General features: G+C 70.2%; 18 protein-coding genes. 2 read left to right on the top strand and 16 right to left on the bottom strand.

Translation table 11 applies throughout. The features are described 5' to 3' along the window. Positions 1–8: 8 nt before the first annotated feature. The 8 genes from pheT to H9I49_RS17975 all read right to left on the bottom strand — a co-directional run bounded on the left by pheT (position 9) and on the right by H9I49_RS17975 (position 8,929). On the bottom strand, positions 9–2,576 hold the full coding sequence (gene pheT, locus H9I49_RS18010) for a phenylalanine--tRNA ligase subunit beta (RefSeq protein WP_188031735.1): 2,568 nt from the start codon (positions 2,574–2,576) through the stop codon (positions 9–11). Position 2,577: 1 nt separating this feature from the next. Continuing rightward, a complete protein-coding gene (pheS, locus tag H9I49_RS18005) occupies positions 2,578–3,687 on the bottom strand; it encodes a phenylalanine--tRNA ligase subunit alpha (protein WP_188031798.1) in 1,110 nt (369 codons plus the stop codon). Positions 3,688–3,862: 175 nt separating this feature from the next. Then, positions 3,863–4,990: an ATP-binding protein gene (locus H9I49_RS18000; RefSeq protein WP_188031734.1), complete on the bottom strand. Its 1,128-nt coding sequence runs from the start codon at positions 4,988–4,990 to the stop codon at positions 3,863–3,865. A gap of 38 nt (positions 4,991–5,028) precedes the next feature. Beyond that, complete coding sequence (locus tag H9I49_RS17995) at positions 5,029–5,832, bottom strand: RNA methyltransferase (RefSeq protein ID WP_188031733.1); 804 nt, start codon at positions 5,830–5,832, stop codon at positions 5,029–5,031. 53 nt (positions 5,833–5,885) lie between these two features. Next, entirely contained in the window at positions 5,886–6,275 is a 390-nt protein-coding gene (gene rplT / locus H9I49_RS17990) for a 50S ribosomal protein L20 (protein ID WP_188031732.1), read from the bottom strand. 96 nt (positions 6,276–6,371) lie between these two features. Then, positions 6,372–6,566: a 50S ribosomal protein L35 gene (rpmI, locus tag H9I49_RS17985; RefSeq protein WP_020144695.1), complete on the bottom strand. Its 195-nt coding sequence runs from the start codon at positions 6,564–6,566 to the stop codon at positions 6,372–6,374. Positions 6,567–6,660: 94 nt separating this feature from the next. After that, positions 6,661–7,290, bottom strand: a complete 630-nt coding sequence (gene infC / locus H9I49_RS17980) for a translation initiation factor IF-3 (protein ID WP_188031797.1) — start codon at positions 7,288–7,290, stop codon at positions 6,661–6,663. Between the two features lie 286 nt (positions 7,291–7,576). After that, positions 7,577–8,929, bottom strand: coding sequence for an MFS transporter (locus H9I49_RS17975; protein ID WP_188031731.1), 1,353 nt, complete (start codon positions 8,927–8,929; stop codon positions 7,577–7,579). A 144-nt stretch (positions 8,930–9,073) separates the two neighbouring features. Here H9I49_RS17975 and H9I49_RS17970 point away from each other — a divergent pair, with 144 nt between their 5' ends. Continuing rightward, positions 9,074–11,140 carry an elongation factor G-like protein EF-G2 gene (locus H9I49_RS17970; RefSeq protein WP_188031730.1) on the top strand — a complete coding sequence of 689 codons (2,067 nt, stop codon included), beginning with the start codon at positions 9,074–9,076 and terminating at the stop codon, positions 11,138–11,140. 74 nt (positions 11,141–11,214) lie between these two features. Here the strand turns inward: H9I49_RS17970 and H9I49_RS17965 are convergent, their stop codons facing one another. Then, positions 11,215–12,216 carry an NADP-dependent oxidoreductase gene (locus H9I49_RS17965; RefSeq protein WP_188031729.1) on the bottom strand — a complete coding sequence of 334 codons (1,002 nt, stop codon included), beginning with the start codon at positions 12,214–12,216 and terminating at the stop codon, positions 11,215–11,217. 65 nt (positions 12,217–12,281) lie between these two features. Continuing rightward, a complete protein-coding gene (locus H9I49_RS17960; RefSeq protein ID WP_188031728.1) occupies positions 12,282–12,710 on the bottom strand; it encodes an organic hydroperoxide resistance protein in 429 nt (142 codons plus the stop codon). Positions 12,711–12,770: 60 nt separating this feature from the next. Here H9I49_RS17960 and H9I49_RS17955 point away from each other — a divergent pair, with 60 nt between their 5' ends. Further along, entirely contained in the window at positions 12,771–13,247 is a 477-nt protein-coding gene (locus H9I49_RS17955; RefSeq protein ID WP_188031727.1) for a MarR family winged helix-turn-helix transcriptional regulator, read from the top strand. Positions 13,248–13,450: 203 nt separating this feature from the next. On the opposite strand, the gene groL is transcribed toward H9I49_RS17955, so the two are convergent. The 6 genes from groL to H9I49_RS17925 all read right to left on the bottom strand — a co-directional run bounded on the left by groL (position 13,451) and on the right by H9I49_RS17925 (position 19,617). Further along, complete coding sequence (groL, locus tag H9I49_RS17950) at positions 13,451–15,100, bottom strand: chaperonin GroEL (protein WP_188031726.1); 1,650 nt, start codon at positions 15,098–15,100, stop codon at positions 13,451–13,453. Positions 15,101–15,168: 68 nt separating this feature from the next. Further along, positions 15,169–16,194, bottom strand: a complete 1,026-nt coding sequence (locus tag H9I49_RS17945) for an NAD(P)-dependent alcohol dehydrogenase (protein WP_188031725.1) — start codon at positions 16,192–16,194, stop codon at positions 15,169–15,171. Beyond that, a complete protein-coding gene (locus H9I49_RS17940; RefSeq protein ID WP_188031724.1) occupies positions 16,191–16,973 on the bottom strand; it encodes a metal-sulfur cluster assembly factor in 783 nt (260 codons plus the stop codon). The genes H9I49_RS17945 and H9I49_RS17940 overlap by 4 nt, the downstream gene beginning before the upstream one ends. After that, positions 16,970–18,010, bottom strand: a complete 1,041-nt coding sequence (locus H9I49_RS17935) for an amidohydrolase family protein (protein WP_188031723.1) — start codon at positions 18,008–18,010, stop codon at positions 16,970–16,972. The genes H9I49_RS17940 and H9I49_RS17935 overlap by 4 nt, the downstream gene beginning before the upstream one ends. A 162-nt stretch (positions 18,011–18,172) precedes the next feature. Beyond that, complete coding sequence (gene mimD / locus H9I49_RS17930) at positions 18,173–18,508, bottom strand: propane 2-monooxygenase effector subunit MimD (RefSeq protein WP_255524094.1); 336 nt, start codon at positions 18,506–18,508, stop codon at positions 18,173–18,175. 2 nt (positions 18,509–18,510) lie between these two features. Then, the gene (locus tag H9I49_RS17925; protein WP_188031721.1) at positions 18,511–19,617 is read right to left on the bottom strand and encodes an aromatic/alkene monooxygenase hydroxylase subunit beta; all 1,107 of its coding nucleotides are present in this window, start codon (positions 19,615–19,617) and stop codon (positions 18,511–18,513) included. Positions 19,618–19,624 lie beyond the last annotated feature (7 nt).

Here is a 19,624-nt window from a genome sequence, read left to right as displayed (position 1 = left end):
GGCTGGCGTCAGCGCTGGACAGCCCCCGTCGCCGTGGCCGCGGCCGCCACGGCCGCGTCACGGAACCCGTTGACCTCCTCGGTCGTCAACGTGCGGTCGGCGGCCCGGAAGGTGAGGCGGTAGGCCAGGGACCGGTGCCCGGCCTCGACCCGCTCGCCCTCGTAGACGTCGAAGAGGACGACCGACTCGAGCGCCTCCCCCGCCCCCGCACACAGCGCCGCCTCGACATCGGCGGCGGCCACGTCGGAGCGCACGAGCAGGGCGATGTCGGTCAGGGCCGGAGGGAACGTCGAGAACGGCCGTGCCTGGACGGGCTCGGCGCTCGCCGAGACGAGCACGTCGACGTCGAACTCCGCTGCGACCGTGCGCGGCGGCAGGTCGAGCGCGGCGAGGACCTTGGGGTGCAGCTCGCCAGCGTGGCCGACGAGCGTGCCGTCCGGCAGCGTGAGACGCGCGCAGCGTCCCGGGTGCCACGGCGCGTGACCGGGGTCGTTGGCGACGACGACGTCGACCGCGAGTGCAGTCGCGACCGTCCGGACCGCGGCGACTGCGTCGCTCCAGTCGGCCGCACGGCCCGGGCCCCACCACCCTGCGCGCTCGACGAGTCCGGTGGCGAGCAGGCCGGCGCGGCGCGGCTGGTCGGGGACGGCGGCATACAGCTGCTCGAGCGTGTCGGCGTCGGGCCGCTGCAGCACGCTCGGGATCGGCGCCCTGCCGAGCGGGCCGCCCGGACGGAAGACGAGGCCGAGCTCGAAGAGCGCGACGTCCTTGTGCCCTCGCGACACGTTGCGGCGCAGGGCGTCGACGAGGCTCGCGATGACTGACGTGCGCAGCAGCGGCCGCTCCTCGCTCAGCGGGTTGGCGACGCGCACGGCGTGGCGGCGGTCGTCGTCGGCCGGCAGCATCAGCTCGTCGGCGAGCGACTCGGCGACGAACGGGTAGGTCAGCACCTCGGTGAAGCCCGCGCCGGCGAGGGCGTCGGCGACGACACGCCGGGTCTTCTGGCCGTGCGTCAGGCCCTGCCCCTCGACGGGGGTCGGGGTGACCGAGGGGATGTTGTTGTAGCCGTCGATCCGGGCCACCTCCTCGGCGTAGTCGGGGCCCGGCGAGTCATTGACCAGGTCGGGTCGCCAGGACGGCGGTGTGACGAGCACGTGCGTCTCGTCGGTGCCCTGGCCGGACTCGTCGACGGTGCAGCCGAGGTCGCGCAGGATCTTCACGACGCGCTCGCGGCTGTAGTCGAGCCCGACGATGCGGCTCGGCTCCGTGACGTCGAGGAGGTATGCCGGGGGTTCCGTCGTGCGGTCGAGGTCGGTGACGCCGTCGTCGACGGTGCCTCCACCGTGCTCGACGAGGAGGTCGACGGCGAGCTGGGCCGCCGTCGCGGCGAGGGCCGGGTCGACGCCACGCTCAAAGCGCTTGGACGCCTCGGTGACGAGCTTGTGCCGGCGCGACGTGCGCGCGATCGACGTCGAGTCGAAGTGCGCAGCCTCCACGAGCACCGAGGTCGTCGAGGCGTCGACCTCGGAGGACGCGCCCCCCATGACACCCGCGATGGCGAGCAGGTGCTCGCCGCCGTCGGTGATGAGCAGGTCCTCGGGCGAGAGGGTCCGCTCGACGTCGTCGAGGGTCGTCAGCGTCTCGCCGGGACGGGCGCGGCGCACGACGATCGAGCCGGACAGCTTGTCGACGTCGAACGCGTGGAGCGGTTGCCCGACGGCGAGCATGACGTAGTTGGTCACGTCGACGGCCAGCGAGATCGGCCGCATGCCCATCTGGGTCAGGCGCTGCTGCATCCAGGCAGGGCTCGGCCGGGTGGGGTCGATGCCCCGGATGATCCTGGCGACGTAGCGGTCGCAGCCGGCCACGCCGTCGATGGGCGAGTCGTCCTCGACACGCACGGTGTAGCCCAGGTCGTTGGATGCTGGTGTCTCGACGAGGGCGGGGTCGCGGAACCCACCCTCGGGGCTGCCCTGCGAGTGCCAGTACTCGCGGGCGAGGCCGCGCACGGAGAAGCAGTAGCCGCGGTCGGGCGTGACGTTGGCCTCGATGGTCTCCTCGCCGAGCCCGAGCAGCGCGATCGCGTCGTCGCCGGGCTTGAGGTCGGCGCTCGCCTCCTCGCCCAGCAGGCGCGTGAGGACGATGATGCCGTCGTGGTCGTGGCCGAGGCCGATCTCGTCCTCGGCGCAGATCATCCCGTTGGAGACGCGGCCGTACGTCTTGCGCGCGCTGATCTGGAAACCGCCGGGCAGCGTGGCGCCGGGCAGCACGACGACGACGAGGTCGCCGACCTCGAAGTTCTGGGCCCCGCAGACGATCTCCTGGTGCTTGCCCTCCGTCAGCATCTGGCCGTTCTCGCCCACGTCGACGACGCAGTAACGGATCGGCTTGCCGTTCTTCTGGACCTGCTCCTCGAGCTCGAGGACCCGTCCGACGACGAGCGGGCCGGTGATGTCGCCACCGTGGAGGTCCTCCTCCTCGATGCCGACCGAGACGAGGGCGGCGGCGACATCGGCGCCCGACGTGCCCGGGGCGAGGTCGGTGTACTCCGCGAGCCAGCGCAGCGGCATCCGCATGTCAGACCTCCATCCCGAACTGCTGCGAGAAGCGGATGTCGCCCTCGACCATCTCGTGCATGCCCTGCACACCGTGACGCAGCATGAGCGCCCTTTCGATGCCCAGCCCGAAGGCGAAGCCGGAGTAGACGTCGGGGTCGATCCCGCAGGCGCGCAGCACCTTGCGGTTGACCATTCCTGAGCCGCCGAGCTCGATCCAGCCGGAGCCGCCACAGCTGCGGCACTGCGCGCCACTCTCGTCGTGGCCCGTACCGTGGCAGGCGAAGCAGACGAAGTCGGTTTCCATCGACGGCTCGGTGAACGGGAAGTACGAGGCACGCACACGGGTGCGGGTCTCCTCACCGAACATGATCCGCACGAACGCGTCGAGCGCGCCGCGCAGGTGGGCCATCGTCAGTCCCTTGTCGATGGCGAGGCACTCGATCTGGTGGAAGACCGGCGTGTGGGTCGCGTCGAGGTCGTCGGTGCGGAAGACCTTGCCCGGCGCCACGACGTAGATCGGCGGCTCCTTCTCGAGCATGGTGCGGATCTGCACGGGCGAGGTCTGCGTGCGCAGTACCAGCCCCGAGTCGACCGGGTCGAGGAAGAAGGTGTCCTGCATCTGGCGGGCCGGGTGGTCGGGACCGAGGTTGAGGGCGTCGAAGTTGAGCCACTCGCTCTCGAGCTCGGGGCCCTCCGCGACCTCCCAGCCCATCCCCACGAACGCGTCGGCGAGCCGCTGCGAGACGAGCTCGATCGGGTGTCGCGCCCCGGCCGCTCGACGGACGGCGGGGAGGGTGACGTCGACGCGCTCCTCGACGAGGATCCGCTCGTCACGCTCGGCCTCGAGCTCGGCCTGGCGGGCCGCGATGGCCTGGCCGACGCGGCCACGGGCCTGGCCGACGCGCTTGCCCGCCTCGGCCTTGGCGCTCGGCGGCAGTGCACCGATCTCACGGTTGGCCAGGGCCAGCGGGCTCTTCTCCCCCTGGTGGGCGATGCGGACGGCCTTGAGGTCGTCGAGCGAGCCTGCGCCCGCGATGGCGGTGAGCGCCTCCTGCACGGCGGCGTCGACGTTGGCCGGGTCGAGCGCGGAGACCTCGACCGGGTCGTAGTTCGTGTTGGGTCCGGACATCGGCGTGCGTTCGCTGCTCTCGCTCGGGTTCACGGGGCTGGGTCAGTGCTGGACGTGCGGGGAGTGCCTCGGAGCCGGGCGGGTCCCGCGCGACGACCCGCCCACGACGAGGGGCGGGTGCGTGCAGCCCAGTCTAGGGGCGCCGTCGAGCGCGTTTACGCGGCGCCCACGGCAGTCAGCTCCCGACGACGTCGGGTAGCCCCGCCGGCAGCTGCACGACGAACCGGGCCCCGCCGGCCTCGTTGTCGGTGACGCCGACCGTGCCGCCGTGTGCCTCGACGAGCCCTCGCACGACGTAGAGCCCCAGGCCTGTGCTCGCGTTGGACGGGCCGTGCCAGAACCGACCGAAGACCTTCTCCCGGTCGGCAGGGGGTATGCCGTCACCCTCGTCGTCGACCTCGACGACCACCGACTCGGGTGCGTCCCCCATCTGCCCACCCCGGTCCAGCGTCACGGTCACCCTGCCGTCGCCGTGGAGCAGGCCGTTCTCGATGAGGTTGAAGAAGATCTGCTCGAGGCGGTCGGTGTCGGCCCACATCTCCGGTAGGCCGAGGCCGGTCGCGTCCTCCCCGAGCCGTAGCTGCACGGTGCCGGTGGAACGGCCGAGCTCGTAGCGCACGACGTGGGTCTTGAGGAGCGCGTGCAGGTCGACCGGCCCTCTCCGGAGGTTGAGGCTGTCGGAGTCGAGGCGCGAGATGTCGAGCAGCTCGGTGATGAGCCGGGTGAGGCGCGTCGCGTCGGCCTCGATCGTCTCGATCATGAGCCGCTTCTGCTCGTCGCTGAAGCGGTCCCACCGGCGCAGCAGGCTGCTCGTGAAGCCGGTGACGGACGTCAGCGGGGCCCGCAGCTCGTGCGCGACCGTCGACAGCACGGTGGCCTGGTCGCGCTCGGCCCGCTGGCGCGCCTCCGCGTCGCGCAGCCCGAGCATGACCCGCTCGACCCTGGCTCCTGGGCCGGGGCGCACGTAGCGCGCGGTGACCAGGACGTCGTGCCCCTTCGGGGCCACGAGCAGCTTCTCGCGGTGGCCCCACCGGGTCGCCAGCCCGTTCCACGGGTCCGTGTGCGTCCACCAGTCCCGCCCGTACTTGTCTGTGAGCGGGAGGCCCTCGTGCAATGGGCGGTCGACGAGGTCGGACGTGTCGCACTCGAGGATGCGCAGCGCCTCGGCGTTGACGAAACGGATCCGGCGGTCGCCGCCGACGACGACCAGGCCGTCGGGCAGCAGCTCGCCCATCATCGAGACCGGCGCCATCGCGGCCGCCGAGGCGGGCAGGTGATCACCGGTCCCGTCGACGGAGGTCATGGCCCGAGGATAGCCACGGTCACGCGGTCAGGGGATGGTCAGCGACCTGTGCGGCGCGCCTCGGCGGACGCGTAGAGGCAGATCGTCGCCGCCATCGCGAGGTTGAGCGACTCCGCGTGGCCGTGGATCGGAACACGGACGACGTCGTCGCACGCGTCGCGCACCTGCTGGGGCAGGCCCCAGGCCTCGTTGCCCATCACCCACGCATGGGCGCCGGTCAGGTCGGCGTCGTGGAGCAGGGTCGTCCCGGCCCCGTCGGCGGCGAGCAGCCTGACGCCCCGGACGCGGAGGGCATCGAGGATCGCGGGGACGGTGGAGCCCACCGACAGCGGCAGGTGCCAGAGGGAGCCGACCGTCGACCGGACCACCTTGCTGTTGTAGACGTCGACGCTCGCATCGCTGACGATGACGGCGTCTGCACCCGCGGCGTCGGCGCCACGGATCACGGTGCCGGCGTTGCCGGGGTCGCGGACGTTCGTCAGGACGCACACGAGTGCGTCACGCGGCAGGTCGGAGAGGACCTGCTCGAGCGGGACGTCGAGCATCCTGCAGACCGCGGCGATCCCCTGCGGGGACTCCGTGTCGCACATCGCCGCGAGCACCTCAGGGCTCACCTCGTGCACCCAGAGGTCAGCGGCGCGAGCTGCCTCGACGATGAGGGCGTGCCTGGCCTGCGCGTCCGCCGTGACGTAGACGTCACGCACGAGGTCGGGCCGGAAGGCCACGGCCTCGCGGACCGCTTGCGGGCCCTCGGCGAGGAACTCACCGGTGCGCGAACGCACCGAGCGCCGGGACAGCGCCCGCACTGCCTTGACCCGATCGGATCGGGCGTTGGTCAGCACGGGGCGTCCCGGCGCTCGAGGTGCGCTGCGGCTGTCGGCGGAGCGACGCTCGCTCAGGCGGCGTCGCCGGCCTTGGCGTCCGCCTGGGCGGGCACGTTGGCGCGGGAGAGCTCGACGAGGGCCGTGAAGGCCGGGGCGTCGTTGACGGCGAGGTCCGCGAGGATCTTGCGGTCGACCTCGACACCGGCGGCCTTGAGGCCCTGCATGAACCGGTTGTAGGTCATGCCGTTGGCGCGGGCCGCGGCGTTGATGCGCTGGATCCAGAGGCGACGGAAGTCACCCTTCTTGGCGCGGCGGTCACGGTAGGCGTAACCCAGCGAGTGGGTGACCTGCTCCTTGGCCTTGCGGTACAGACGCGATCGCTGACCGCGGTAACCGCTGGCGCGCTCGAGAACGACGCGACGCTTCTTCTGGGCGTTGACCGCCCGCTTCACGCGTGCCACGTGAATACTCCTTCTCTGCTTGACGCAGTGCTACGTGCTGCTGGCTTACCGGAGACCCGGCTGCTCAGCGAGATGCTGATTGGTGGGGGTCCCGGCTCACTTGCCGAGGAGCTTCTTGGCCTTCTTGGCGTCCGGCTTGGCGAGCTCGACGTCGTTCGCGATGGAACGCATCTTCTTGCTGGACTTGTGCTCGAGCAGGTGGCGACCGCCGGCCTGCTCACGCATGACCTTGCCGGTGCCCGTGAGGCGGAAACGCTTCTTCGCACCGCTGTGCGTCTTCATCTTCGGCATGGGGGCCGATCTCCTTCGTGTTGCGTGCGTCAGTGGACGTACGTGGTCTGTCGTGCCGGGGCTCTCGCCTCCGGCTGGGGTCACCGGGCGCCGGTCACTCAGCGCCGGCGGTGGCCCCGTCGGTCTGCGGCTCGGTCTGCGGGTCGGCTGCCGGCTCCTCGCCGGTCGCCGGGCGCTGCTCGCGCACGCGCCGCTGCTCGGCCTTGGCCTCGGCCTTCTTCTTCGTCGGGCCGATCACCATGATCATGTTGCGGCCGTCCTGCTTCGGCGCCGACTCGACGAAGCCGAGCTCGGCGATGTCCTCGGCGAGACGCTCGAGCAGACGGCGACCGAGCTCCGGACGCGACTGCTCGCGACCTCGGAACATGATCGTCACCTTGACCTTGTCGCCGGCCTTGAGGAACCGCTCGACGTGGCCCTTCTTGGTGCCGTAGTCGTGCGGGTCGATCTTCGGGCGGAGCTTGATCTCCTTGATGACCGTGTTGACCTGGTTCTTGCGCGCTTCCCGTGCCTTCATGGCGGCTTCGTACTTGAACTTGCCGAAGTCCATGAGCTTGGCGACCGGCGGCTTGGCCATGGGCGCCACCTCGACGAGGTCGAGATTCGCCTCCTCTGCCAGACGAAGCGCGTCCTCGACGCGGACGATGCCGACCTGCTCGCCGTTGGGGCCAACCAAGCGCACTTCCGGGACCCGGATGCGCTCGTTGATGCGAGGCTCGCTGATGTGGTGCTCCTAAGTTCGATGAATGGGGTGACCTGCGGGTCATGCTCTCGTGATGGTGCTGGCGACCATCATGAGAAAGGGCTCCCCGTGAGTGCACGAGGAGCCCAGGTTTGCGTATGTCGTGAGGACCTCAGCGACAGACGGCACAGTCAGCAGGCCTCCCGGAGGAGACATCGAGCCGTGCGACCTTGGACCCGGCAACCTGGTGGTCGACGCGGGTGGAAGCGAGCTTCTCTTGCACGTCCATCTCGTGTCGCTGCCGGAGCGGTGACCTGAGAAGGACTGGTCAGTGCTCCATGCTAGCAGCCGGTATCCCGTGGTCCGAATCGGCGCCGGGCGCCGTCCGGCCCGGCGACGCCGGTGACGGTGTCTCGGGCTCGGTGGGATCGGTGAGATCGGTGGGCTCGGTGGGCTCGGTGGGTGCGGTAGGTGCACGGCGGCGCTGGGCGCCGGCCAGGGTGCCGCCCGTCGCGACGAGGACGCCGAGGGCCGAGACGACGAGGAAGCCGAGCTGCCAGCCACCCTGGTCCATCGCGAAGCCGGCCACCGGCGCACCGACGGCCGAGCCGGCGGTCATGGCGGAGCCGTGCCAGCCCATCATCTCCCCGCGGAACCGCTCCGGCACGACCCGGCTGAGCTGCTCGACGGTGGCGGTGATGGTCGGTGCACACAGGAAGCCGGACAGCGTGATCAGCACGGCGAAGCTCGGGACGCCGACCGCGAGGGCGACCGGCGCCGTCGTGGCGGCGAGACCACCGAGCAGCCAGAAGACCGGGAACGAACGGTGCCAGGCTCCGTAGACGAGCCCGCCGACGAGCGAGCCGGCGCCCCAGAGGGCGAGAATCCAGCCGATCGACTCGGTCGCGCCGAACGAGCGCAGCGCGGCGACGATGGCGACATCGGTGCCGCTCAGCACGAGCGTCGAGCAGGCTGCGGCGAGGTAGACCGCGGCGACGGGAAGCGTGATGAACCCGCGCCACGCCCCGGGGACGGGTGCCGGGTCGGGGCCGGCCTTCTGCGCTGATGCGCCGGCCGCCGGCTCGGCCACGGCGTCGGGCACACCCTTGATCGCCGGGTTGGCGAGCCACAGCACGCAGCCGGCCACCACGGCGGCCATCTCGACGGTGAAGAGCGCAAGGCCGGTGTCCCACGTCGTCGCCAGCCAGACACCGAGGGCCGGTCCGGCCATGAAGGACAGCTCGGTCCCGGCGGAGTCGAGCGACAGGGCCGTGCGGCGCTGCTGCTCGGGGACGGACCTGATGATGACCTGGCGCAGGATGGAGAAGGTCGGCACGACGAAGAGGCCGGCGAGGGCGGCGAGCGCCATGAGCGGTGCGTAGTCGACCCACGGGGCGATCGACCAGCAGACGAGCTGGATGACCAGTGACGGTGCGACCGTGCGGCGCAGCCCCAGCCGGTCGAGCATCCGCCCGCGCCAGGGACCCGAGATCGCGATGGCCACGGTCGCGGCTGCGGTGACGAGCCCCGCCTGACCGTAGCTGCGGCCGAGGGCCGAGACGACGTGCAGGGTGAGCACGACCGTGCCGGCGAACATGGGCACGCGGATGAGGAAGCCGAGCGCGAGGGCGTTGCGCGTGTCACGAACCGCCAGCACGTGCTGGTACTGCCTCACATCCATTCGTCCACCCTGTCATCCCGCACCCACAGCGGGCACCCGGTTTCCCGTAGGTCCACCGCAGCACCGACGGCCGCGTGTGGTGCTGCGGGCGGCATACGGGTCGTCCTCTTGTGATCGACGGCGTGGGAGGAGAAAGGTGGGGTCATGGCAAAGATGCCCGGCAGATCAGACCTTCCTGCGGCCCCCAACCCCGCCTCGCCGCAGGACATCCGCAACGTCGTGCTGGTCGGACCCGGCGGGGCCGGCAAGACCGCACTGTTCGAGGCACTCCTCGCCGCGCGCGTGCCCGGTCAGCGGCCGAGCAGCGGCGACCACGTCCGCACCACGACGGTGACCGCAGCCTCCATCGAGTCCGGTGCCGTCGCCCTCAACCTGCTCGACACCCCCGGTTACCCCGACTTCGTCGGCGACCTGCGCGCCGGGCTCCGGGCCGCCGATGCCGCTGTCTTCGTGGTGTCGGGCGCCGACGACATCGACCGGCCGGTGTCGCTGCTCTGGCGTGAGTGCGCGGCAATCGGCATGCCGCGAGCCGTCGTCGTGACGCACCTGGACCAGCCGCGTGCCGACTTCGCGGCCACGGTGGAGACGTGCCGCCGGACCTTCGGCGACGCGCGTGCCACTCACTGGCCGGTCATCGAGAACGGTTCGGTCACCGGTGTCATCGGCTTGCTCACGGGAGGCACGTCGCAGGAGCACGAGGACGCGCGGACCGCGCTCATCGAGTCGGTCATCGAGGAGTCCGAGGACGCGACCCTGCTCGACCGCTACCTGGAGGGCGAGACCGTCGACACGGAGTCGCTGCTCACCGACCTGAGGGCTGCGATCGCCCTCGGGACGTTCTTCCCGATCATCCCTGTGTCGCCGCCCACCGGTGCTGGGGTCGAGGAGCTGCTCGGGATGATCGAGCGGGCCTTCCCCGACCCGACCGTGCACCCGCTGCCGGCCGTGACGAGCCCGGTGGGCGGGACGATCAACGACGTCGCGTGCGACCCGTCGCAGCCGCTCGTGGCCGAGGTGGTGCGCACGACCACCGACCCGTACGTCGGTCGGCTGTCCCTCGTGCGCGTCTTCTCCGGCACGCTCCGCGTGGACGAGACCGTGCACGTTTCAGGTCACCTCGGCGACTTCGTCGGCCACGAGGTCGCCGGGCACCCGGCTCACGACGACGACGAGCGCGTGGGCCCCCTCGCGTCACCCTTCGTCGAGACCCACCGTCCGCGCGGCACCGCCATCGCCGGCGACATCGTGCTCGTCTCGAAGCTCACGCGCGCCGAGACCTCGGACACCCTCTCGTCGGCCGAACGCCCCGCGGTCGTCGCGCCGTGGCTGCTGCCCGAACCGCAGCTGCCGGTCGCCATCCGGGCCGCCACGAAGTCCGACGAGGACAAGCTCGCCGGCGCGCTTCAGCGGCTCGTCGCCGAGGACGTGACGATGCGGATGGAGCACTCGGCCGAGACCGACCAGGTCGTGCTCTGGACGATGGGGCAGGCCCATGTCGACGACCTCATCGGCAGGCTGGCCGAGCGTTACGGCGTCTCCGTGACGGCCGAGCCGTACCGCACAGCGCTGCGCGAGACGTTCGTGCGCAAGTGCTCCGTGCAGGGCCGGCACGTCAAGCAGTCGGGCGGTCACGGCCAGTACGCCGTGTGCTCGATCGAGATCGAGCCGCTCCCCCGAGGCTCCGGCTTCGAGTTCGTCGACAAGGTCGTCGGCGGCGCGGTGCCACGCCAGTTCATCCCGTCGGTCGAGAAGGGTGCCCGGCTCCAGCTCGAGAAGGGGCTGCTGACCGGCCACCCCGTGGTCGACGTGCGTGTGACGCTCACCGACGGCAAGGCGCACTCGGTCGACTCGTCCGACGTCGCGTTCCAGACGGCTGCGGCGCTCGCCCTCAAGGAGGCCGCCAACGAGTCGACGATGGCGTTACTCGAGCCGATCGACCGCGTCGACATCACCATCGCGGACGAGTACCTCGGGGCCGTCATGTCGGACCTGCGCGGACGCCGCGGCCAGGTGCTCGGCACCGAACCGGCCGATGAGATGGGACCGGAGGGCGGCTGGACGGTCGTGCACGCCGAGGTGCCGCAGTCCGAGCTCTCCCGCTACTCCATCGACCTGCGCTCGGTCTCGCACGGCACGGGCTCGTTCGTGCGCGAGCCGTTGCGCCACGACCTGCTGCCGGCCGACAAGGCGCGCGACCTGCTCAAGGCCTGACGAGACGACGAGGACGGCCACGGTGCTCGTGCACCGGGGCCGTGCTGTCGTTGGGTGCTCCTGCCGGTCGACGGTCAGAGCCGGACGACCATCTTCCCGACGTTCTCGCCGCGCAGGACCCCGAGGAACGCGTCGACGGCGTGGTCGATGCCGTCGGCGAACGTCTCGCGCGAGGTGAGGCTGCCGTCGGCGATCCAGCCGGCCGCCCGCTGCGCGTACTCGCCGCCGAGGTCCCAGTGGTCGCCGACGAGGAAGCCGGTGATGGTGCCGCGCGTCTGGATGAGGCGGGCCAGGTTGCGCGGCCCGGGAGCGGGCTCGGTGGCGTTGTAGACGGAGATGGCGCCGCAGACCGCGATGCGCCCACCGAGCCGCAGTGAGCCGATCGCGGCTTCGAGGTGCTCGCCGCCGACGTTGTCGAAGTAGACGTCGATGCCGTCGGGGGCCGCCTCGCGCAGCAGGTCGGACACCCGTCCGTCCTTGTAGTTGAAGGCGGCGTCGAAGCCCAAGTCGTCCAGCAGGTGGTCGACCTTCTCCTGCGAGCCGGCACTGCCGATGACCCGGCTCGCGCCGAGCGCCTTCGCGACCTGACCGACGACGCTGCCGACCGCTCCGGCTGCGCCGGACACGAAGACGACGTCGCCCTCCTTGAGGGCCGCGACGCGGGTCAGGCCGGCGTATGCCGTGAGGCCGGTCATGCCGAGCACGCCGAGATAGGCGGACGCCGGGGCGACCGTCGTGTCGACGACGCGCACGGCCCTGCCGTCGACGACGGCCTCCTCGCGCCAGCCGAGGCCGTGCAGCACATGGTCGCCCACGGCGACCCCGTCCGCGCGGGACTCGGTCACGACGCCCACCGCACCTCCGTGCATGGCCTCGCCGAGCGCGTACGGCTCGGCGTAGGACTTGGCGTCGCTCATCCGGCCGCGCATGTACGGGTCGACAGACATGACCTCGTTGCGGACGCGCACCTGTCCGTCGGCGAGGGCGACAGGCGTCGCCTCCACGAGCTCGAAGTCCTCGTGCGTGGGCCAGCCGACGGGGCGGCTCCTGAGGTGCACCTCACGGGGGTGGGTCATCGGGTCTCCTTCTGGGACAGACGTTCTTGGCATCTCGGGGTTCTGGCGGCGAGGTATCGCGGCGCTCAGTCGACGACGATCTCGACGGGGATGTTGCCGCGCGTCGCGTTGGAGTACGGGCACACCTGGTGCGCGGTCTCGACGAGCTCGTGACCGAGCTGCGGGTCCAGGCCCTCCGGGAGCTCGACGTGGAGCACGACGCCGAGACCGAATCCGGTGCTCGACGAGCCGGAGAGGCTGACGTCGGCGGTCACGGCGACGTCGAAGTCCTCGACCCTGCGCTTGCGCGCGACGAGCCCGAGAGCGCTCGCGAAGCACGCGGCATACCCGGCGGCGAAGAGCTGCTCGGGGTTGGTGCCCTCACCACTGCCACCGAGCTCGCGCGGCGCGGCGAGCGTGACGTCGAGGCGGCCGTCGGACGTGACGGCGCGGCCGTCGCGGCCGGACGCGGTCGCCGAGGCGACGTACTGGGCGGTCTGGGTGATGGTGGTCATCGGAGGCTCCTAATATTGCTGGCAATTAGATTGTGCGCAATTTGATAGTACAGTGGAGCCATGAGCCCGTCCAACTCGACTCCCGGCCCCACGAGCGGCCTGAGCCTCGAGCAGCAGATCTGTTACGCGATGCACACGACCGTCCGCGCCTTCGACGCCGTCTACCGTGACCTGCTGTCGGAGCACGGGCTCTCCTACCCGCAGTACATCGCCCTCATGTCCGTCGGCGAGCACGGACCGTTGACCGTCGGACGCCTCGGCGAGCTCATGCACCTCGACTCGGGAACGCTCTCGCCGCTGCTCAAGCGGATGGAGGCCGCCGGTCTCGTCGGCCGCGCCCGTGACCCCCAGGACGAGCGACGCGTCCTCGTCTCCGTCACGGCCGCCGGCCGCGACCGGCTGGCTGGCCTCGGCGACGTGCCACGCCAGATCGCCGTGCGCAGCGGCCTGTCGCGCGCCCAGCTCCTCGACCTCCAGCGGACCCTGCAAGCGGTGACGACGGCACTTCAGAACGCTGACGTGCCGACCGCCGGCTGAGCCTGCCCACGGCACGGCGTCACGAGGACGAAGCCGCCCCCACCACAGCGGTGGGGGCGGCTCTCGTTGCGCCTCAACGGGACTGGCGAACCGGATCCAACGACATGAGCGCGCTCAGCCTGCGCTGTTGCGCCCGCGCCCAGAGCACTCGCGGCAGGACCACCGGAACGAGCACCGCGACGACCTGGAGAGCTTCGAGCATTTCAGTAGATGTTGCTCGGGCGGACCATGCCCTCGGCGAGGTCGCCGAAGCCGGGAGCCATGATCGCGCCCGGGTGGAAGTCGATCTCCTCGACGATGGCCGTCTCGGTCGTGATCACCAGAGCCGCGATCGAGGCAGCGCTCTCGAGGGCTGCGCGGGTGACCTTGAGCGGATCCATGACACCGAAGTCGAACATGTCACCGTACGTGCCGTCGACGGCGTTGAAACCCTCACCCGCGAGGAGGCTCGACACGGTCGCCACGACCTCGTCGCCCTCGTAGCCAGCGTTGATCGCGATCCACCGCAACGGCTCGGACAGGGCCCGGCGGACCACCTCCCGGCCGACGGCGTCGTCACCGGTCAGCTCGACCCGGGAGACGGCGTCCTGCGCCTGACACAACGCCGCTCCCCCGCCCGCGATGATGCCCTCCTCGAGCGCCGCCCGCGTCGCCGCCAGTGAGTCGTCGACACGGAGCATGCGCTCCTTGAGCTCGACGCTCGTCGCGCCCCCGACCTTGATGACCGCGACGCGGCCCGACAGGCGCGCCGTCCGCAGCTGGAGGCTGTCCTGGTCAGCGTCGATCCGGGCCCGGTCGAACTGGGTCTCCAGCTGACGGATCCGTGACTCGACGAGCGTGGGGTCGCCGTGACCGCCGACGATCGTCGTCGATCCCTCGGTGATGGTGATGCGGTCGCACGAGCCCAGGTGGGCGCGAGTCACCTCGCCCAGCTCGAGCCCGGTGTCCTTGGCGACGACCTGTCCGCCGAGCGCGATCGCCAGGTCCTCGAGCTCCGCGACCCGACGGTGCCCGAACCCGGGCGCCCTCACGACGCAGGAGCGCATCGTGTGGTGCATGTTCCCGCCGACGAGCAGCTGGAGGGCCGGCCCGTCGACGTCCTCGGCCAGGACGACGAGCGGCCGGTCGGCTCGCTTGGCCACCTCGATCGTCGGCATGATGTCCTGCACCTGGGAGATCTTCTTGTTGGTCAGCAGGATGAGCGGGTTCTCGTAGACGGTCTCCATGCGCTCGCGGTCGGTGACCATGTAGCCGGAGATGTAGCCGTGGTCGAACTCGATGCCGTCGACGACCTCCACCGACAGACCGAGCTGGTCGGACTCCTCGGTCGTCACGACGCCTCGCCTGCCCACCGCGCCGACCGCCTCGGCGACGACATCGCCGATCACCTCGTCATCGCTCGCCGCGAGCGCAGCGACCCGCCTGAGGTCGTTGGGTCCGCCGACCTCGGCGGCCCAGCCCGTGAGCGTCTCGACGACCACCGGCACCGTCCGCTCGATGCCGCGACGCACGCGCATCGGGTTGGCACCGGCGTCCACGGCGCGCAGGCCCTCACGGACCATCGCCTGCGCCAGCACCGTCGCCGTCGTGGTGCCGTCACCGACGACACCGTTGGTCTTCATCGCGACCTCCTTGACGAGCTGGGCGCCCATGTTGGCGAACGGGTCCCGCAGCTGGATCTCACGCGCGATCGTGACACCGTCGTTGGTGATGGTCGGCGGTCCGGTCAGCTTCTCGAGGACGGCGTTGCGTCCCTTCGGGCCGAGCGTCACCTTGACGGCATCCGCCAGGGCGTTGACGCCGGACTCGAGAAGTCGTCGGGCGTCCTTGTTGAAACGCAGTTCCTTGGCCATGGTTCAGTCCTTCGTGATTCGGACGGAGACCGAGGACCGGCCACTGACAGCCGCCGGTCCGGTCGCCGTCAGGGGATGAGAATCGCGCGTCCGCGGACGCGTCCCGCGTCGAGGTCGTCGATCGCCTGCTGGAACTCGTCCAGGGCGTACTTCGAGGTGTGGAGCGTGACCTTGCCCTGGGCGGCGAGGACCATGAGCTCCTGCAGGTCGTTGTACGACCCGACGAGGTTGCCGATGAAGCTGATCTCGGTCGAGATGACGTCGATCGTGGGGACGTCGATGTTCTCGCCGTAGCCGACGACGTAGTAGCTCCCGGCGCGGCGCAGCATCGCCGTGCCCTCCTTCGTCGCGCCGCCCTCGCCGACGAAGTCGACGAGGGCTTCGGCGCCCTTGCCACCCGTCAGCTCGAGCACCTTCTCGACGTGGGACCCGTCGGCGACGACGCCGTGGTCGGCACCGATCTCGACGGCGAGCGCCACGGCTTCGGGGTTGCGGTCGACGACGACGACGGTGGCTCCGGAGATCGCCTTCATCACCTGGATGCCGATGTGGCCGAGCCCGCCGGCGCCGATGACAACGCAGACGTCTCCGGGGCGCGTGGCCCGGGCTGCCTTCGCCGCGGCGTGGTATGCCGTGAGGCCTGCGTCCGCGAGCGCCGCGACGTCCGACGGCTCGAGGGCGTCGTCGATCTTCACGACGCTCCGCGCGGTGGTACGGAGGTACTCGGCGTAGCCCCCGTTCGTGTCGATGCCCGGGAACTGACTGTTCTCGCAGTGCACGTCGTCACCGAAACGGCAGGCACGGCAGAGGCCGCACGTGATGAGTGGGTGGAGGATCACCTTGTCGCCCACCGTGACGTTGCTGACGGCGTCACCGACAGCGTGCACCCAGCCGGCGTTCTCGTGACCGATCGTGTACGGCAGGGCGACGCCCGTCTTCTCCTCCCACTGCCCTTCGAGGATGTGAAGATCCGTGCGGCAGACGCCGGCACCGCCGATCCTCACGATGACGTCGAGCGGTCCCTCGACCTGCGGCTCCGGCACCTCCGTCAGCTGCAGCTTGGTGTGGTAGCCGATGACCTGGACGGCCCTCATGACGTGCTCCTCGTGTCCGTGATGTGCGTGGTGATGCCGGTCGCGTCGCCGTCGGCGTAGCGCGTCGCGAGCAGTCCCCGGCAGAAGTGGGCATTGCCCTCGATCGAGATGCGCACCGACCGGGCCAGGCGCAGCCGCAGCGGCAGCTCCTCGTCGGGCACTACGACCCCGTGCTCGTCGACGACGACGGGTTCCGAGGGGGCGACCCCGAGGCCGATGTCGGTCCGTCGCCGCAGCAGCGCCTCCTTGGTCCGGCCTGCTGGCAGGTCGCGGAGCGTCAGGCGCCCGAGATCCTCCAGCCGGACCGACCCGGACGTCAGGGCCGCCATGACGCACCGCTCCATCGCCGCCGTGTGGGCCTTGCGCAGGAAGGTCAGCCGCAACGCGTCGAGGCTCTTCTCCGCCTCGGCCCCGAAGGTCCCGAGGTACCCCGCGTCGGCCGCGATCCCGGCGTTGATCTTGTCTGAGTCGTGGTGGTCGTCGAGCAGCACCGTGACCTGGCCGATCCCGCGGACCCGGCGCAGCGCGTCCTGGGCGTCGGAGACCATGAGGTAGGCGAAGTTCGGCGAACAGAACGACGTCGGCAGCCGCAGGTGCACCGTGACGCCGGACGGGTGCAGAGCCACCGAGCGGACGAAGCCGAGCTCGGTGACCGGCTCGTCCAGCTCGGGGTCCATGACGGTGGCCAGGGCCGCGATCACGTCGTTCGCCAGGGATGCCCCGTGTCGCGTCGCCGCTCGGCGCGGGGGCGAGGCGGTCGGAGTGGCGACGGCGTTCATGAGAGCACGCTCTCCCTGGCCCCCGCCGCGACCTCGAGGCCGACCTCGCCGGCGTCGGCGACCTGCAGCTCGTCGGGCACGTCGAGGTCGTACATCTTCGCGGCGTTGAGGCCTAGGATCTTCTTCTTGGCGGTCGTCGTCAGCGGCGCGTACTCCGTCATGTCCTCGGGGATCTCGAAGTCGACGAACTTCTCGATGAGCCACTTGGGCGTCCACAGCGCGTAGTCGCTCGAGAACTGGATCTTGTCCTCGCCGATCCAGTACAGGAGCTCGCCCATGATCTGGGCGAAGTACCGCGGTCTCGTGTGGATGAACGGGATCGCGACGGCGAGGCCGGCGTGCACGTTCGTCTCCTGGGTGGCGATCCAGCAGAAGTCCTCGAGCCGCGGCAGCCCGCAGTGCTCGACGACGAAGTTGAGCCCCTGGAAATCCGTTGCGACGGCGTCTATGTCGGCGACGTCGAACGCGTCACGATCCAGCGGGATGATCGTCGGTCCCTTGTGGATGTGGATGTTCGTGATGCCGAGCTCTTCGCAGGCCTCGAGGTACTTGTAGGACCACCGGTCGGTCAGCTTGTAGCCGCGCGAGTCGCCGTGCCACTCCGCGGTGTAGAGCTTGACGCCCTTGAGACCGAACCGGTCGGCGTCGCGCCGCAGCTGGTCCAGGCCCGCCTGCTCGTTGCGCGGGTCGAAGTTGTGGTTGTACGTGAGCTTGTCCGGGTTCGCCCGGGTGAGCGCCCAGGCCTCCTCGGTCTGCCCGAACCCGTTCCTGTAGAAGTCCCCGAGGAAGGCCGGCTGGAAGATCGCGTGGTCGACGTAGCCGTCGGCGAAGAGGTCCTTCATGAGGCGTTCGCCGCCGTAGTAGGTGTAGGTGTCGTAGTCCCACACGACCTCCTCGGGGCTGAGGTTCTTGTGGTAGTCGTAGAAGCAGTCGATGAACTGCTTGCCGTGGATGTTCTTCAGGTTGGACTCACGGCCGTCCCACAGGGCGACGTGCGCGTCGACGACGTAGTACCTCTCGCCGTTCTTCTCGTACATGGCTTCCTCACTTCGGTGTGTCGGGATGAAACGCGACGGGCTTGGTGCCGGCGCCCTGCGCCGGAATGCCGCTGGGCCGGCGGCCTTCGCCGGATCCGGCTGGGAGGACGGCCCAGCGGCATACGAAATCGGTTGCGCGTCAGTGGTCTTCGGTGACTGACGTCAGTGGACGCTGAGGTCGAAGCCGATGTACTCGGCGGCGTCCTCGGGGCTCGCGAAGAGCATCGTCCTGTCGTCGAGGTGGACCATCCGCCCGTAGTGGGTGGAGCTGATCTCCTCGAAGACGGAGCCGTCGAACTCGGTGCCGAGGGCCTCGGTGAGCTCCTCGTAGTCGAAGCTGAGCAGCCTGGTGCCGTCGACCCGGATCATCGAGGGGTACTCGGTGAGCTCGACGCCCTCCTTGCGTCCCATGACCTCGGCGACGACGCGGCCGACGGGAGTGTTCATCAGGGTGACCCCGCACATGTTGGAGAACGAGGCCTCCGAACCGAACTGCATGCTCACTGGTCCAACTCCTTCGGAATGTCGAGCCCGATCTCCTCGAGCAGGGTGCGGAACTTGTCCTTGGCCGCGTCCAGGGACGTGGCGAAGGTGATGGTCTTCTCGGCCGGCTGCGACCAGATGGGCTGCAGCGCGTGCGCCGCGGCGAGGCACTTCGGCACCCACGTGGACAGCCACTGGGCGAAGAGCTCCTTGTTGGCGGCGCCGTGCTGCTCGTCGCGTACGAGCAGCTGGAAGAGGTTGCGCGAGGCGGCGAGGTCACGGGCGTAGTCGTTCTCACCCGTGCCGACGATGGTCGGCGTGATGTAGTCGCCGTTGCGTGCGGCGATCTGCATGACGAGCTCGCTACGGAAGAGCTGGCCGACGAGCTGCTCGAAGACGATGTTCGTCGCGAAGGTCAGCTCGGCCCAGTCCCCGACCGCCGTGAGCTCCTCGACCGTCCGGCGCGTCGGCTGCCACTCCGGCGCGTTCTGCCAGACGTCGCGGTGGGCCGCACCGTCGAAGTCGATGCCTGCCTCGGACAGGTCGAGGTTGTAGAGGGCCAGGTCCTGCGCGAAGCGCATCTTGTGCGCTGCCGCGACCGCGACGGCGTTGTTGATCATGTTGGTCGGCGCGGACCGCTGGATCGAGGTGAAGACGTGGAGCGCGATGCCGTTCTCGGCGTGCATCCAGGCCCCGAGGTTGCGCTGGATGAAGGCGACCCAGGCGTGGTTCCAGTTCGCGTAGGCCCCGGCGCGCTTGGCGTTCTCGAGGCAGAGGTTGACCTGACGGACCACCGCTGAGTTGTTGCGGTAGATCGTCTGCTCCCACTCCTCGTTGGGGTCGAGGAAGGTGTGCCAGTTGGAGGACTGGGCCTTCGTCCACTCCTTGGGGTAGCCGCCGGGCCCGTCGCCGAACCCGTAGATCCAACCCTGGGTCAGGTGCCGGTCCGGGTCAGGCTGCACGTCCACGGTGACGTCCTCGTACATCGTGGCCCGCAGCTTGGCCGGCTTGTAGTAGTTGTACGTGCGGCTCTTCGAGCTCGGGAAGTCCAGGGCGCCGGCCTCGGAGTCCGTGAACTCGAGCTTGGGGAAGCTGCGCGTCTTCTGGTCGGTGATGTCCGCCATGTCAGTC

The sequence above is a fragment of the Terrabacter sp. MAHUQ-38 genome (assembly GCF_014518425.1).
In the GTDB taxonomy this organism is placed as follows: domain Bacteria; phylum Actinomycetota; class Actinomycetes; order Actinomycetales; family Dermatophilaceae; genus Terrabacter.
This window is presented reverse-complemented; position numbering and strand designations above follow the sequence as displayed.